Origin of the sequence: Thalassospira xianhensis MCCC 1A02616 (assembly GCF_003326475.1) — a bacterium.
GTDB classification, from domain to species: Bacteria; Pseudomonadota; Alphaproteobacteria; order Rhodospirillales; family Thalassospiraceae; genus Thalassospira; species Thalassospira xianhensis.
In genome coordinates this window covers 43,853-59,515 of sequence record NZ_JPWA01000019.1, presented here as the reverse complement: position 1 = coordinate 59,515, position 15,663 = coordinate 43,853, and the positions used below count along the sequence as shown (strand labels likewise).

At 55.8% G+C, this 15,663-nt stretch carries 15 protein-coding genes; 7 read left to right on the top strand and 8 right to left on the bottom strand.

Features of this window, described 5'->3' with window-relative positions; all coding sequences use genetic code 11:
- Window positions 1-167: 167 nt before the first annotated feature.
- Window positions 168-1,448, bottom strand: a complete 1,281-nt coding sequence (locus TH5_RS15555) for a calcium-binding protein (RefSeq protein WP_114122593.1) — start codon at window positions 1,446-1,448, stop codon at window positions 168-170.
- Between the two features lie 136 nt (window positions 1,449-1,584).
- Window positions 1,585-3,495, bottom strand: a complete 1,911-nt coding sequence (locus TH5_RS15550; protein ID WP_114122592.1) for an ABC-F family ATP-binding cassette domain-containing protein — start codon at window positions 3,493-3,495, stop codon at window positions 1,585-1,587.
- 376 nt (window positions 3,496-3,871) lie between these two features.
- Between TH5_RS15550 and ndk the strand changes: the two genes are divergently transcribed.
- The gene (gene ndk / locus TH5_RS15545; RefSeq protein ID WP_007091418.1) at window positions 3,872-4,294 is read left to right on the top strand and encodes a nucleoside-diphosphate kinase; all 423 of its coding nucleotides are present in this window, start codon (window positions 3,872-3,874) and stop codon (window positions 4,292-4,294) included.
- 119 nt (window positions 4,295-4,413) lie between these two features.
- On the opposite strand, the gene TH5_RS15540 is transcribed toward ndk, so the two are convergent.
- From TH5_RS15540 to purM, 6 genes are all read right to left on the bottom strand, one after another.
- A complete protein-coding gene (locus TH5_RS15540) occupies window positions 4,414-6,465 on the bottom strand; it encodes a methyl-accepting chemotaxis protein (protein ID WP_114122591.1) in 2,052 nt (683 codons plus the stop codon).
- Between the two features lie 217 nt (window positions 6,466-6,682).
- Window positions 6,683-6,817: an aa3-type cytochrome c oxidase subunit IV gene (locus TH5_RS15535; protein ID WP_114122590.1), complete on the bottom strand. Its 135-nt coding sequence runs from the start codon at window positions 6,815-6,817 to the stop codon at window positions 6,683-6,685.
- Window positions 6,818-6,997: 180 nt separating this feature from the next.
- The gene (locus TH5_RS15530; protein WP_208638462.1) at window positions 6,998-7,126 is read right to left on the bottom strand and encodes an aa3-type cytochrome c oxidase subunit IV; all 129 of its coding nucleotides are present in this window, start codon (window positions 7,124-7,126) and stop codon (window positions 6,998-7,000) included.
- A 104-nt stretch (window positions 7,127-7,230) separates the two neighbouring features.
- Entirely contained in the window at window positions 7,231-7,614 is a 384-nt protein-coding gene (locus TH5_RS15525) for a hypothetical protein (protein ID WP_114122589.1), read from the bottom strand.
- Window positions 7,615-7,773: 159 nt separating this feature from the next.
- Window positions 7,774-8,448, bottom strand: coding sequence for a phosphoribosylglycinamide formyltransferase (gene purN / locus TH5_RS15520; protein WP_114122588.1), 675 nt, complete (start codon window positions 8,446-8,448; stop codon window positions 7,774-7,776).
- The gene (gene purM / locus TH5_RS15515) at window positions 8,436-9,509 is read right to left on the bottom strand and encodes a phosphoribosylformylglycinamidine cyclo-ligase (protein ID WP_062952401.1); all 1,074 of its coding nucleotides are present in this window, start codon (window positions 9,507-9,509) and stop codon (window positions 8,436-8,438) included. The genes purN and purM overlap by 13 nt, the downstream gene beginning before the upstream one ends.
- Before the next feature lie 346 nt (window positions 9,510-9,855).
- On the opposite strand from purM, the gene TH5_RS15510 reads away from it, so the two are divergent.
- From TH5_RS15510 to TH5_RS15485, 6 genes are all read left to right on the top strand, one after another.
- On the top strand, window positions 9,856-10,980 hold the full coding sequence (locus TH5_RS15510; protein WP_244204942.1) for a DUF2066 domain-containing protein: 1,125 nt from the start codon (window positions 9,856-9,858) through the stop codon (window positions 10,978-10,980).
- Between the two features lie 100 nt (window positions 10,981-11,080).
- Window positions 11,081-12,178 carry an AI-2E family transporter gene (locus TH5_RS15505; protein WP_114122587.1) on the top strand — a complete coding sequence of 366 codons (1,098 nt, stop codon included), beginning with the start codon at window positions 11,081-11,083 and terminating at the stop codon, window positions 12,176-12,178.
- Between the two features lie 7 nt (window positions 12,179-12,185).
- Window positions 12,186-12,932 (top strand): HdaA/DnaA family protein, encoded by a 747-nt coding sequence (locus TH5_RS15500; RefSeq protein ID WP_114122586.1) that lies wholly within the window; start codon window positions 12,186-12,188, stop codon window positions 12,930-12,932.
- Window positions 12,933-13,021: 89 nt separating this feature from the next.
- Window positions 13,022-13,558, top strand: a complete 537-nt coding sequence (locus TH5_RS15495; protein ID WP_114122629.1) for an ATP-dependent zinc protease family protein — start codon at window positions 13,022-13,024, stop codon at window positions 13,556-13,558.
- A gap of 61 nt (window positions 13,559-13,619) precedes the next feature.
- A complete protein-coding gene (gene rimK, locus TH5_RS15490; protein WP_062952404.1) occupies window positions 13,620-14,525 on the top strand; it encodes a 30S ribosomal protein S6--L-glutamate ligase in 906 nt (301 codons plus the stop codon).
- Between the two features lie 3 nt (window positions 14,526-14,528).
- A complete protein-coding gene (locus TH5_RS15485) occupies window positions 14,529-15,617 on the top strand; it encodes a succinylglutamate desuccinylase/aspartoacylase family protein (protein WP_114122585.1) in 1,089 nt (362 codons plus the stop codon).
- Window positions 15,618-15,663 lie beyond the last annotated feature (46 nt).

Here is a 15,663-nt window from a genome sequence, read left to right as displayed (position 1 = left end):
CACCTTGTTGATCGGTATTCCGAACAGGTGGAAAGCGATACAGCTATTTCGCGCCTAGGATATATCAATCAACTGCAACCTGACGGACAAGACCAGAAACGGGAAATGCCGAATAAAAAGGCCGCCTTGCGATAAAACGGGCGGCCTTTGGTGTTTCGGGGCAAAGCCTAGCCAAACTCGACATTTTCGGGTTTCAGGTCATCCTTGCTAATGTCCTCGACAATCACGCCAAAGGTCCAGGGATCGCCATTGCTGAAATCGATGTAAAGATCGCCGCCATCGGTTTCAGTCGCATGATCAAGCAGACTGTTGAAATCGGTGATGCCGGACCTTGCCTGAAGATCCGCGGTGAGAAGCAGGGTATCGCCATCATTGCCGCTTTCGAAATCAACCACACGATCCCGGCTGGAGGCTTCGGCGTCGAAGACGAAAGTATCGTCGCCGATATTGCCCTGAAGCCAGTCATTGCCGCCACCACCCGAAAGGATGTTGTCGGAGAAGGCTTCATGGGCTATGGGGCCGGCATCAAGCGTGTCATGGCCGTCACCACCATAAAGCGAGACGTCATACCATTCGCCGATGAGCGTATCATTTCCGGCTTCGCCATGGATGTTTTCGCCGACAATGAAGTCGTCGCCATCGCGGCCATAGATGGTATCGCCGCCCTTGTTGCCGATCAGGCGGTTGTCGTTTTCATCACCGATGATCAGGTCGCTTTGATTGCTGCCATCGACATTTTCGATACTGACGAAATGATCGCCGGTGCGCCCCGATCCGGTTTCAAGATTGATTACCGGTTGCGGACCATATTCCCCATAAGGCGCATCGTTGCCCCAACCGGCGATATAGCTGATGGTGTCACTGCCTTCGCCGCCGATAAAGTAGCTTGCGATATCCTCGGAAAAGGCGGAGCTGTGGGTGGCATAGAAAGTATCGTCACCGCCACCGCCCATCATGATGTCGCCTTCGCCAGCACCGTTGTAGGTTTGGTAAAAGGCGTTTTTACCGTCATCCCCGATCAGGATGTCGCCATAGCGTGATGCGCGGATATCTTCGATATTGCTGTAGCGGTCGCCTTCGGCATCACCACCCAAGCCGATACCGGTCGCGAGATTGACAATGACACCTTCCTTGATCGCGTCATTTGAATAGGAAAATTGAATTTCATCCCGGCCCGGGCCGCCATCGATGATATCGGCACCCGGACCGCCATCAAGCTGGTCATTGCCGGAACCGCCGATCAGCGTATCGTTACCGATACTGGCGTGGAAATGATCATGTCCGGCACCGCCATCAAGCGTATCGTCCCCCGGTCCGACTTCATAGAAGCGGTCATTTCCGCCAAGCCCGCGGATATAATCACTGCCCGCGCGCCCAAAAATATGATCGTCCTGCTCTGTTCCGACAAGCACATCTGCCCCGTCGGTCCCATAGATGATATCAGCCATGGTCCGTCTCCCGCATTGTTTGCTTTGCCCTTGGGAAAAGCTGCGGGGAGAATTCGGCGACTTGATGGCAGCGGGGCAGGGTTGCCAGTCAGATCGGGAGTGACGTTAGAACAGGGAGAAGCCAGAAGGCGGCGGGTTATGCCACCTTCTGTTCGTATTCTTCCTGCTTTTCCATCCAGCGTGTTTCGATCTCGGCCAGTTCGTTTTCGATCTTGCCGAGGTCTTTTTGCAAGGTGGTCAGTTTGGTGGCGTTATCGGGCTCGTAAAGCGCCGGATCGGCCATTTCTTCCTTGATTTTGTCGCGGCGCGCGCTCAGCTTTTCCATCTGCTTTTCAAGATTTTCAATCTCGCGCTTGATGGGGGCGGCGGCCTTGCGTTTTTCGGCAGCCTGTTGACGGAGCGCCTTGCGGTTGCCTTTGTCCTCTGGTCGTGCCGGTTCGCCGTTTTCGTTGGCCTCTGCCTTGTCCGCGCGGCGTTCATCACGCGCCCGGTTCAGCAGATACTGGCGATATTCGGCAACGTCACCGTCAAAAGCCGCGACCGTACCATCGGCCACCAGAATCAGCCGATCTGCACACGCTTCGATCAGATAGGGATCGTGGCTGATGATGATCACCGCACCTTCATAGGCGTTAAGCGCATGGTTCAGCGCATCGCGGCTGTCGATATCAAGGTGGTTGGTCGGTTCGTCAAGGATAAGCATATGCGGCGCATCAAGCGTCATCAGCGCAAACAGCAGACGCGCCTTTTCCCCACCTGAAAGGTCCTTGACCTTGGTGTCGCCTTTCTGGCCCTCAAACGCAAAGCGGCCAAGCTGGGCACGGACCTTGTGTTCGATCACATCAGGCATCAGGGCTGCCATATGCTGATACGGGGTTTCATCACCGCGAAGCTCGTCGGTCTGATGCTGTGCAAAATAACCAATGCGCAGCTTGCCCGAGGCAACCTTTTCCCCGGCCATCAGTTCAAGCCGATTGGCAAGAAGTTTTGCCAGTGTCGATTTACCGTTACCGTTCGCCCCCAGAAGCGCGATGCGGTCATCCATATCGATGCGCAGGCTGATATTGCGCAAGACCGGTTTGCCTTCGGCATAGCCGACATCGCCGCCATGAATATTGATCAGGGGCGGGGGCAGTTCCTTGGGGCTCGGGAAGTCGAACGAAATGCCGCGATCTTCGACCACCGGAATGGCTGGACCCATTTTTTCCAGCATCTTGATACGGCTTTGCGCCTGCTTGGCCTTGCTGGCCTTGGCGCGGAAGCGGTCGATGAAGGATTGCAGATGCTTTTGCTGGGCGATCTGTTTTTCGTAATGCTTTGACGCCAGTTCAAGCTGTTCGCGGCGCGTTTTGGCAAATTTGTCGTAATTGCCGCCATACATCGTGACCTTGCCATCGGTCAGATGGGCAATATGTTTGACAACGCGGTTCAGAAGATCGCGGTCGTGACTGATCAGGATGATCGTGCCGGGATAGTTGATCAGATAGTTTTCAAGCCAGATGGTGGCTTCAAGATCAAGGTGGTTGGTCGGCTCATCGAGCAGCAGCAGATCAGGGCGCAGGAACAGGGTCGCCGCCAGGGCCACACGCATGCGCCAGCCGCCGGAAAAATCGTCACACGGGCGTTGCTGGGCTTCGGCATCAAAACCAAGACCCGACAGAATGGATGCCGCGCGGGCCTCGGCGGTGTGGGCATCGATATCGGCAAGGCGGGTATAGATATCGCCAATTCGGTTCGGGTCGGTGACGGTTTCGGCTTCGTGAAGAAGGGCAGCGCGTTCCGTATCGGCGGCCAGAACCGTATCAAGCAGGGATCGTGACCCGGCGGGGGCTTCCTGCGATACAACACCCATGCGGGTGCGGTTTGAAATCGATACATCGCCGCCGTCGGATGCGATTTCGCCCGAAATAAGTTTCAGAAGCGTGGATTTGCCGGCCCCGTTGCGTCCGATCAGGCCCAGTTTGTGCCCGTCGGGCACGGTCAGGGTCACGTGATCAAGGATCATACGGCCGCCAATGCGGTAGGTCAGATCGGTAATTTGCAGCATTTCGGGTCCGCGTTCGGGAATCGTTTGAAAATCTGTGCTTTCAATAGGGCAGGGACGGCCGTGACGCAAGGATTCTTGAAACTGTCATGAGTGGTCGATCACAGGATGAACGGGCCGATATGGAAGCATCGTGTGGCGGCAAGGGGCGCAGTTTCACGGGATTTGGCGGCTTTCGGGGTGTGTTCAACCGTTGATGCAAGGGGTGCAGGTCTGAATTGCGCGGACCGAACTATGTGTTGCGTTGCGAACCAAGGGCGTTTATATAGCGCCAACCTTAGGGTCTGCGGATGATAAGGAAGCCTTGTCGTCGGCTTTTTTATCTTCCGCAGTCCCTTCTTGGGGGTAACGAATTTTTACAAGTAGCTAGGTGAAACCAATGGCTATCGAACGCACTCTTTCGATCATCAAGCCGGACGCAACGCGCCGCAACCTGACTGGCAAAATCAATGCCGTCATCGAAGACGCAGGCCTTCGCATCGTCGCGCAGAAGCGTGTCGCTCTGACCCGTGCACAGGCTGAAGGCTTCTACGCTGTTCACAAAGAACGTTCGTTCTTTGGTGAACTGGTAGACTTCATGGTTTCCGGCCCGGTCGTCGTCCAGGCTCTGGAAGGCGAAAACGCCGTTGCCAAATACCGCGAAGTAATGGGTGCGACCAACCCGGCCAATGCCGAGGAAGGCACCATTCGCAAACAGTTTGCAGAATCCATCGAAGCGAACTCGGTCCATGGTTCGGACTCGCTCGAAAATGCTGCAATCGAGATTTCCTATTTCTTCGCCCAGACCGACATCGTCGGTTAAGGCAGTCGCTTCCGATATTATCGGCTAAGCGATACGAAATACGGTTTCCGGTTCGCCGGATATGGAACGCCCCGCAGATGCGGGGCGTTTTTTTATGTCTCAAAGTCAGTCCGCATCAACTAGTTGCGGACTTTTGCAAGGAAATGATCGACCGAGCTTCGCAGGGATTGCGACGAATTTGCCATTTCGCGGGCGGCCTCGGCCAGTTCGTTTGCATGATGCTGGCTGTCATTGGCAATGGTTTTGATTTCAAAGGATCTTTCCGATGCCTCGGTGGTGCCGCGCGATGCGCTGACGACGCTTGATGCGATTTCCTGTGTTGCGGCACCCTGTTCCTCCATTGCCGATGCAATGGCCGAGGAAACTTCGCTCATGGAGCCGATGATCCGCGAAATTTCTTGAATGGCCTCAACGGCGTTTCGGGTTGCCTGCTGAATGCCGCCGATCTGCGAACTGATTTCATCGGTGGCACGTGCTGTCTGGTTGGCAAGATTCTTGACCTCGGATGCGACAACGGCAAAGCCTTTACCCGCTTCGCCTGCGCGGGCGGCTTCGATGGTGGCATTCAGGGCAAGAAGGTTGGTCTGATCGGCAATGTCGGAAATCAGTCCCAGAACTTCACCGATCTGGGTGGCCGAGGATGCCAGTCCTTCGACCAGTTCATTGGTATGCTGCGCCTGTGTCACGGCCTGACGGGATATTTCCGAGGAAGAACTGGCCTGTCCGAGAATTTCCTGAATGGACGCGCTGAGTTCTTCGGCGGCAGAGGCAACAGTTTGCACATCCCGGTTGGCGTTTGACGAGGCATGGGCAACATCGTCTGCCTTGCCGGCGTTTTGGTTCGACGAAAGGGTGATGGCGTTTGACGTGTCACCGATCCGGGAAACCGACGATGATAAAACGGAAATCAGCCGGGCGATTTCGTTGTTGAATTCCTTGATGGCGGCTTCGCGTTGCTCATTGAGGCGATTGCGTTCCGACTGTTCGCGTTCTTTTTCCAGGGTCAGCTTTTCGCCTGCGATCATATTGGTCTGAAAGACTGTGACCGAGCGCGCCATATCCCCGATTTCATCGCTGCTATCGCTATAGGGAATGGTGATGTCGAGCCTGTTACGGGCCAGTTCTTCCATCTGACCGGCAAGGAAGGTGACTTTGTCGGAAACACTTTTGCGGGCCCAGAAGGTAAATAAAATTGCCAGCGCAAAACCGATGCAGGTGATGGTAATCATCGTGATACGTGAAGAGGACACCTCGTTTCGCATTGTCGTCACACCGGTATCCATGTCGTCATGGATGATGCTTTCGGCCTCGTCGGCAAGGGTGATGAAGGCGGTGAAACTGGCGTCGAAATCCTGATCGGCCTGACTGCCCGCCGCAAGGTTGCCGACGGTACTGTCAACGCGGGACCGCGCGGTGGTGGCCAGTTTCTCGATATCGGCAATCAGCGGGGTGATCTGGCTTGTGAGCGACGCGATGTCGATTTTGGCAAGATCATCGGCGGCAGATTTGAAATCGGCATCGACATCTTCAAAATTAACTTCATCATCGCCGGTCAGGAGCTCTTCAAGAAACAGATGGCCATTGGCCAGCCGGAATTTTGCGTTGCCGACGGCCTCGATCGCGGAAATTGCCCCTGCGTTCCCACTTTGCCGGATGGCAGGCAAAAGAGATGACAGTTTGGTTTGCAGATTTTCGTAAAGGGCATCGAAATCCTGATCTGCCCCGGTGCCAACGCCTTCCTTGCCGACAAGCATCGCATAACGTTGTTCGGCACTTTGGATGAACTGCCCGATCGCGTCCTGAACGCTTTGCATTTTTGCACGAACTTCGGGGTTCTGAGCCGCGACGAATGTACCTTCCTCATTGGTACCGCCATTCAGAATGGCATTGGCGTACCATTGGCTTTCTTCAAGCAGTGCCCAGACTTCGTTGATGTCTTCGCCGCTGTCACCGGCCATGATTTCCTCGAAAATCAGGTGGGCGGTTGTCGCAGACAGCTTGATTTCCATTGCCGCATCGCCCAGCGGTGCGAGATTGACCGCCACATGTTCGCTTTCGGATCCGATATCGTTGGCAAAGAAAATACCCGCAGCCCCGGTGGTCGCCGTCACAAGAGCCATCATGCCAAAGGCAAAAAGCAGGCGCGTGCGAATTTTGAGCTTGTTGATCATCAGGCAATCTCCACCAAAGGTTTCGAATGGTCTTGAACTGTTCCAAGCTGGTGGGAATGCAGATGGGGCCGTGATGATCGTTTTCAATAGATCGTTATTTGGCGCGCGGGCTTAAAGGATCGTGAAACCCGCGGCATCGGAAGGCCGGAGGCATCGGAGAGGAATGGACGTCGCGAGCGTGAATGCGGCTGCCGCATACTTCCCCGATGCCCGATGTCTAAATAAGAAATGCCGCCAACAGGATCAGAAGGACGACAATCGAAATAATGTTCCAGATGATGAATTTGATAAAACCGTGCCAGCCATTTTCGTGGACTTGGACCAGTTTGGCATCATAGTCGCTTCCTTGCATCGTTTCCTCCCTGACTTGTTACAGCTGTGGCGTAACCCTTTGCGGGAAACACCGAAAATATCGTAACACATTTCAGGGGTGAATTTGGATGGTGAAAATAACGCATAAGGTTTGTTTGCGGCCAAGAAAAAAGCTGCCGGTTTCGGCAGCTTTGCATTTTTGTATCCGCGATCAGGCCGATCAGAGCAGGAAAATCGCCATCACGATCAGCAGACCGATCACTGAAAGGGTGCCCCATTTCATAAAGACGGTATAGCCGTTATAGATATCGACGTGGGTCTTGGTCAGTTCGTAGTCGTTACCCTGCAAATTAGCCTCCTGCGTTTGGAATTACTCCAGTGTATAGACGTGAAGTTGTTGCAGCGCAAGACGCAGATTAACCGGCAATATCATCCATTTGGCTAATTATCGGCCTATTGCGCAGGGGATGTTTTTGTCCCGTCCTGACAGCCATAGGGAAGGAACGTTCCCGAAAGGCCGCCGCTCATGACGCGCAGCGAAACCGCGTTGGCATATTGAAGCTGCGTTTCGGTTTTCGGACAGGCATAGGCGCGGCCCCGGCATCCGCCCGAGATATAGTCTTCTTCGGCTTTGATAAAGTCGGCCCCGATATCCTCGCGCGGGATCGATTTCAGAACCTCGGCGCGGATATCGGTATACATCGCGCATTTCGTTTCGCGCCAGTTTGCCGGTGCAGGCGGGGCTTCGTTTGCCTGTAATGTTGCCGGTGCGGTGACGCTGATGACGATGGCCATCAATCCTGGGGCAATCGCAGGGGCAAGGTCGGCAATACGCATATCAGATCCGTTTTGTACTGGTTTTGATGGAATTCTGGTTGCGCATTTGCTCAGCAGATTGCGGAGGCAATATGGCGTGCGGATGAATTTTCCAAAGAAAAGGGGCGAACTTTCGTTCACCCCTTAAAACCATTTGCGGATCGCCCGCCACGGGCGCAGTCAGTTCGGTTCAAGCACCGGATTTATCTGCGCAAAATCGGGGGTATGCGCATCCGCGACCGTAACGATCCCGGCATCATTCGTTGAAACCCGGCCCTCAGCGATCCAGCGGATCACCTGCGGATAGATACGATGTTCCTGTTTAAGGATACGCTGCGCCAGCGCACCCGCATCATCACCGGGCAGGACCGGCACCACGGCCTGGGCAATGATCGGGCCGGAATCAACCTCGGGCACCACATAATGCACCGTGCAGCCGGAATATTTGACCCCGGCATCAAGTGCAGCCTGATGGACATGCAGGCCCTTGAAGCTCGGCAGAAGCGACGGGTGAATATTGATCAGGCGGCCCTGCCAGCGGGTCACAAAGCTTTCGCTGACCAGACGCAGGTAACCTGCCAATACCACCAGATCGGCACCGGATTCTTCAATCAGGCCGCTGACCGTGCTGTCATAGGCCTCGCGACCACCTTCAAAGCCCTTGTGCGAAATGGCTTCGGCCCGGATACCGGCACGACGCGCACGTTCAAGCCCACCGGCATCAGGCTGGTTGGAAAACACCAGAACGATTTCGGCCGGATAGTCAGAAGCCTTGCAGGCATCAATGATCGCCTGAAGGTTCGACCCGCCGCCCGAAACCAGAACGGCAAGCTTCAGCGGCGTTACTTTTCCCATGCAGCGGCCATGTTCTTGATGATGACCTGCGGGCCATCACCGGCACGCGGGCCGATCACACCGATCTGGCTGACGGTTTCGCCGTTTTCACGCAGCAATGCTTCGGCCTCATTGGCTTTATCGGCCGGAACCACAACGCACATGCCAATGCCGCAGTTAAAGGTACGCGCCATTTCAACCGACGGAATGCCGCCCTGTTTGGACAGCCATTTGAAAATCGGAAGGAACTCCCACGTGCTGGCGTCAAACACCGCCGTCAGGTTTTCCGGCAGAACGCGCGGGACGTTTTCGGTCAGACCGCCACCGGTAATATGCGCCAGCGCCTTGACCAGACCGGCCTTATGCGCCGCAAGGCAGCTTTTGACATAGATTTTGGTCGGTTCAAGAAGCGCCTCGCCAACATTTTTGCCCGGTGCAAACGGTGCATCGTCGGCGTAATCAAGTCCGGCAAGTTCAACAACCTTGCGCACCAGCGAATAACCGTTGGAATGAACACCGCTTGACGCCAGACCAAGGATCACGTCGCCCTCGGCAACGTTGGAACCGTCAAGCAACTCGCCACGTTCCGCCGCCCCGACCGCAAAACCGGCCAGATCATATTCACCATCCGCATACATGCCCGGCATTTCGGCGGTTTCCCCGCCGATCAATGCGCATCCTGCCTGTTTGCAGCCCTCGGCAATGCCGGCGACAACATCGGTTGCCTTTTCAACGGCAAGTTTGCCGGTGGCAAAGTAATCAAGGAATAGAAGCGGTTCTGCACCCTGAACCACAAGGTCATTGACGCTCATGGCGACAAGGTCGATGCCGACGGTATCGTGTTTGTCGGCCAGAAAGGCGACTTTAAGCTTGGTGCCAACACCGTCGGTGCAGGAAACCAGAACCGGATCATTATAACCGGCAGCTTTCAGGTCGAACAAAGCGCCGAATCCCCCCAAACCACCGGTAACGCCGGTTCTGCTGGTTGCTTTGGCCAGCGGTTTGATTGCATCGACAAGGGCATTGCCAGCATCGATATCGACACCGGAGTCCTTATAGGTAAGGCCGTTGGAGGCGGTCATTGGGTGATCCTCGGCTTAAGCGCATGGATAAAACAAAGCGGGAAACCCCGCGTTTTTCATCAGTACGCCCTGACTTCAAATTGTCATTCGCGCGATGTTCCGGGGCCGGATGAACCAGATACCCGGGAAATACCGCCATAGTGACGCCTTTAATCAGATCGATAACCACAGAAAAAGCGTCATACTGATAAAAAACGCGGGCTTGATAATTTCCGCTGGGCCGAAAATACTCAAACGCGGGCAATATGCAATGCTCAGGTGCGCATGGGAGAGTTTTCTTTCCAGAATGCTTCACTCGTGCCACAAAGAGCATCAAACCATCGAAAAAATGGGCAAAGAGGCAAACGTGCGTACCACACTCAGGAATATCAGGCTGTTGGCGGGGATTGTCGGGCTTTCGGCGTCGCTATCTTTTCCGGTTTTTGCACAGGATATCTTTTCGGTATCAGGCGTGCATGTCGACGAAAGCGCGGAAACCGCGGCGGCCGCCCGCGATCAGGCGCTTGCCATCGGGCAGCGCAAGGCCTTTGACGAGGTCGTCGCACGCCTGACATTGCCCGAAGACCGCGCGGGAATTGGCACACCCAGCCAGGCCGACATCAATAACATGGTGCGCGATTTCGGGGTGTCGAACGAGAAAACATCCTCGGTGCGTTATATCGCGGACATGACGGTGCGGTTCAAGGAAACCGAACTGCGCAATTATCTGCGTTTCCGCGATATTCCCTTTGCCGAACTGCAATCCAAACCGGTGATCATTGTGCCGGTCTATCATTCGGGCGGTTACACCAGCCTGTGGGATGATCCGAACCCGTGGCGCGATATCTGGAGCCGCAATTTCGCATCGGGTGGTCTGGTGCCGGTCAAGGCGCCGATCGGCGATTTGCAGGATATCGGGACTGTTTCGGCCGAGCAGGCGGAAAATGGTGCCGTGGAACGCCTTAACGAACTTGCGCGCCGCTATGGTGCGGATGTCGCCGTTGTCGCCAGTGCCACGGTTAGCGGTGCAACCGGATCGGAAACCGTTGATGTGACAGCGACGCGTTACGATACGGGCGGCGCACCGCAGGTATTTGGCGTGACCGAAACAACCCAATCGGGCGAAAGCCTGAACGAGACGCTGATGCGTGCCGCCAAGGGCGTGCAGGACCAACTTTCGGCAGGATGGAAACGTGCCAACCTGATCAATTACGGCACCGGCGGACAATTGATGGTGTTCATCCCGATCACCGGTCTTGATGACTGGGCCCGGATCGAGGACCGCATTGTCGGATCCCCGGTGGTGCGTGCCAGCCGGGTTGTCGCGATGTCGCGCCGCGAAGTGCAGATCGCGGTGGATTATGTTGGTTCGATCGACCAGTTCCGGACCGCATTGGCACAGCAGAATTTAAGCCTGAGCCAGATGGGCGATCTTTGGTTTATCCAGCCAGCCGGTTCGGATCGTTTGCAAAGCCTGTCGATCGGCGGATAATTCCGCCGGTCTTTATTATCGTGCAGGATGCACCGCAGATATTTAAGGGGGCGGGCATCATCAGGGCAGCATGACAGCGAAACAAGGGGGTTAAACGGACATGACCATTCGGCAGCAGGCACGTTTCTGGCTGATTTTCATTGTCGGTTTTTTCCTTCTGATCTGGCTGTTTTCCAGCATCCTCTTGCCATTCGTCGCCGGGATGGCAATTGCCTATTTCCTTGATCCGCTGGCCGACCGGTTGGAAGCGCGCGGCTTTAACCGGACGCTGGCGACAACGATCATCACAATTCTGTTCTTCCTTGTATTTATCTTTTTCCTGTTGCTGGTCGTACCGATGATCGGAAGCCAGCTTGCAGGGTTCCTTGAAAGATTGCCCGGTTATATTGACACATTGCGGACAACCGTGGCCCCGTATGTGCAGCATATTATCGACCGGATTGCGCCCGAAACGCTTGAAGGCATCTCGGATTCGGTCAAGGGACAGACGGCAACCGCGATCAAGTGGGTCGGCAATATCCTGACCAATGTGTTGTCGGGCGGGTTGGCATTGCTGAATTTCCTGAGCCTCGTGTTCATTACTCCGGTTGTGGCGTTTTACCTTTTGCGGGACTGGGACAGGATCGTGGCCAAGATTGACGGATACCTGCCGCGCCGTTCGGCAAAGGATATCCGCCAGTGCGCGCGCGAAATTGATGAAACACTCGCAGGGTTCGTGCGCGGTCAGGCGACGGTTTGCATTTTGTTGGGCCTGTTTTATGCGCTGGGGCTGACGCTGGTCGGGCTTGAATTTGGTTTTGTCATCGGTCTGATGACCGGGCTTGTATCCTTTGTGCCCTATTTCGGGATGTTTGCCGGGTTTGCCGTCGGTATGGGGGTGGCATTGGCACAGTTTGGCATTGGTGTCGATCTGGCGCTGGTCGCACTTGTGTTCGGCGCCGGGCAGATCATGGAAGGCAACTTCCTGACCCCGAAGCTTGTCGGGGACAAGGTCGGTCTGCATGCGGTCTGGGTCATGTTTGCCTTGCTGGCCGGTGGGGCGGTTTTCGGATTGCTGGGCGTGATGCTTGCCGTGCCGGTGGCCGCCGTGATCGGTGTGCTTGTGCGATATGGCTTAAGGCAGTATCTGGGTAGCCGGTTATATGATCATGGACCGGACAATCCGGCTTATGATCCCCTAAAAGACGCCGAGAATTGAGTATACAGTGACCCGCGCGATCAAAAAGACGGCCATGGACGAAACGCTGGCGGCACCCGAAAAGGGTCCGGATGGTGGATCGCCGGAATTATCGCCGCAGCAATTGCCGCTGGCGCTGGAACTGCGTCCGGCATTGGGGCGGGCCGATTTCATGGTCGCCGATTGTAATCGCGAAGCCGTTTCATGGATCGATCACTGGCCGGAATGGCCCGTACCCGCCCTTTGCCTTTATGGGCCGCGCGGATCGGGCAAAAGCCACCTTGCGGAAGTATGGCGGGCACGGTCCGCCGCGCTAAGCGTTTCGGGGCGTGACCTTGTCGGGGCGAATCCGGATGTGCTTCTGGGCGATGCCGCCGGGCTTGTCATCGAGGATGCCGATCTTGGCCTCGACGAGACGGTGTGTTTCCATCTTTACAATATGCTCAAGGAACGGGGCGGGCATTTGCTGATGACCGCACAGCAACCGCCGTCGCGCTGGAAAGTCGATCTGCCGGATTTGAAATCGCGGCTGGGTGCGGCACTGGTCTGCGAGATTTCCCCGCCCGATGACGACCTGATGGTCGGGCTTCTGATCAAGCTGTTTGCCGACCGGCAGATGGCGCCAAGCCCGCAGATCATTGCCTATATCCTGCCGCGGATCGAACGCAGCTTTGTCGCGCTGACCGAACTGGTGGCAGCGATTGACCGGCAGGCACTGGCCGAAAAAAGGGCGGTGACATTGCCGCTGGTGCGGGCCGTGATGGATGGTCAATAAATCCAGATCCCGTGCAGACGCATTTTCGATAGGCGATGCAAGCCGTTAGGCGTTATATTCGCCAGATTGCAAATTTCCGGATAGTGTATGTGACCCTGCGTAAGGCCAAGGCAAAGCCATCAATCAAGTCCAACATTGAAACCCTTGTCAGCGGGGGACATGTTCTGGGCTGGCGCGAATGGATCGGATTTCCGGATTTCGACGTACCATTGATGAAGGCCAAGATCGATACCGGGGCGCGGACATCGTCGCTGCATGCGCTGAATCCGCGTATCATTGATCGCGATAATCAAAAGTTCGTAAAATTCATCTTGCCGCATTACCGCGGTGACGGGCATGGTCGTATCGAGTGCATGGCACCGCTGGTTGAAACGCGCGAGATTCGCAGTTCAAACGGCGAGGCCGAAGAACGCTATGTCATTTCGACCCATATTGCTGTCGGGCATCATAAAATCCGGGTCGAGATTTCATTGGCAAATCGTTCATTGATGGGCTTTCCCATGTTGTTGGGGCGCACGGCAATGAAGGCAGGAAGATTTTTGGTCCAACCGTCAAAATCTTATCTGGCGGGGAAACCGGAACAGGTTTATACGGCGCTGCAATCCGGCACCGTTTCGGAACAATGATCCGACGCTGTCGTTGAACCTTCGACACATTCAGTAACGCTCGACCACGGGAGTCCATTGCATGAAAATCGCAATGCTTGCGCGCAATCCTAATCTGTACTCCCACAAACGGCTGGTCGAGGCGGCCGAAAGTCGCGGGCACGAAATTGATGTCATCAACACGCTGCGCGTCACGATGAACATCACGTCCCTGAAGCCCGAAGTTTATTACGGCGGCCAGAAACTGAGCGGCTATGACGCGGTGATCCCGCGTATCGGTGTTTCGGTGACGTTCTTCGGACTGGCCGTATTGCGCCAGTTTGAAATGATGGGCGTTTATCCATTAAACGAATCCGTGGCGATTGGCCGGTCGCGCGACAAGCTGCGCTCCCTGCAAATCCTGTCGCGGCGCGGTGTCGGCCTGCCGGTTACGGCCTTTGCCCATGATCCGAAAAAAACCGACGAGGTTCTTTCCATCGTTGGCGGTGCCCCGGTGGTGATCAAGCTTCTGGAAGGCACCCAGGGCATTGGCGTGGTTCTTGGCGAAACCGAAAAATCCGCCAAATCCGTGATCGAGGCCTTCCGTGGGGCCAATGTCGATATCATGGTGCAGGAATTCATCAAGGAAGCGGGCAATACCGATATTCGCTGCTTTGTGATTGGTGGCAAGGTCGTCGCCAGCATGGAACGCAAGGGGGCAGAGGGCGATTTCCGGTCCAACATTCATCGCGGCGGTTCGGCGCGGTCCGTGCGTATTACTCCGCAGGAACGCGCAACAGCAGTTGAAGCCGCCAAGGCGATGGGGCTAAATGTCTGTGGTGTCGATATTCTTCGCTCCAACCATGGTCCGGTGGTGATGGAAGTCAATTCATCACCCGGTCTGGAAGGCATCGAAGGCGCAACCGGCAAGGACATTGCCGGGATGATTATCGATTTCATGGAAAAGGATTACCGCCCCGGTAAGGTGCGGACCAAAGGCAAGGGATAAACTGTGAACGAGATCGGGAAAAAAGTATCCAAAGCCAAATCGGCAAAGGTAGCCAGGACCCCGGACTTCGAGATTGGCGGAAAGACAGTCCCCGCCGGGACGCGCCAGATCGTTGATATTCCGATCTCGCTTTTATCCAATCACACGCCGGTCAATCTGACGGTCAATGTGGTGCATGGCAAACGGCCCGGCCCGGTCCTGTTCGTCAGTGGTGCCGTGCATGGCGATGAAATCGTCGGGGTGGAGGTCATCCGCCGCGTTCTTAAATCGCCCGCCCTTCGTGGGATGCATGGCACGTTGCTGGCGGTTCCGGTGGTCAATGCGTTCGGCTTTCTGAACCATACACGCTATCTGCCTGACCGCCGCGACCTTAACCGGTGCTTCCCCGGTCATTCGGCGGGGTCCCTTGCCGCGCAGCTTGCCCATCTTTTCCTGACCGAGATTGTCGAGAAATCCGATTTCGGCATCGATCTTCATTCGGCAGCCGTGAACCGCGTCAACCTGCCCCAGATCAGGGTCAATGACGATGATCATGACATCATGGAATATGCCGAGGCTTTTGGTGCGCCAATCATCCTGACCAGTCCGCTGCGTGAAGGGTCACTGCGCCAGGCTGGCAAAGAGGCCGAAGTCCCGATCCTGCTCTATGAGGCGGGCGAGGGGCTCCGCTTTGATGAAATGTCGATCCGGGCCGGTGTTTCGGGTGTCTTGCGCGTGATGCGCAAGCTTGGCATGACATCGGGCCGCTCGATCCGCGACCCGAAAGTCCCTCCCTTCAAATCATCCAGCAGTCACTGGCTGCGCGCACCGGTTGGCGGGATTTTGCGAACCTTCAAGATCGCCGGCGAGTTTGTTAACGAGGGCGATGTGGTGGCTGCCGTTTCCGACCCGTTCGGTCTTCGCGATGCCGAGGTTGTGGCGAAACATGCCGGACTGATCATCGGGCGGACCAATCTGCCGATCGTCAATCAGGGCGATGCGCTTTTCCATGTGGCCGCGATCAAGCGGTCATCCGAATTGCAGGAACGCATGGACGCCATCGAAACCCATCTGCAATCCGATCCGTTGCTTGACGAGGACGAAATCATCTAAGGCGGCGGGTTTTCCGTGCTTTTTACGCATGATAGCTGCCATATTG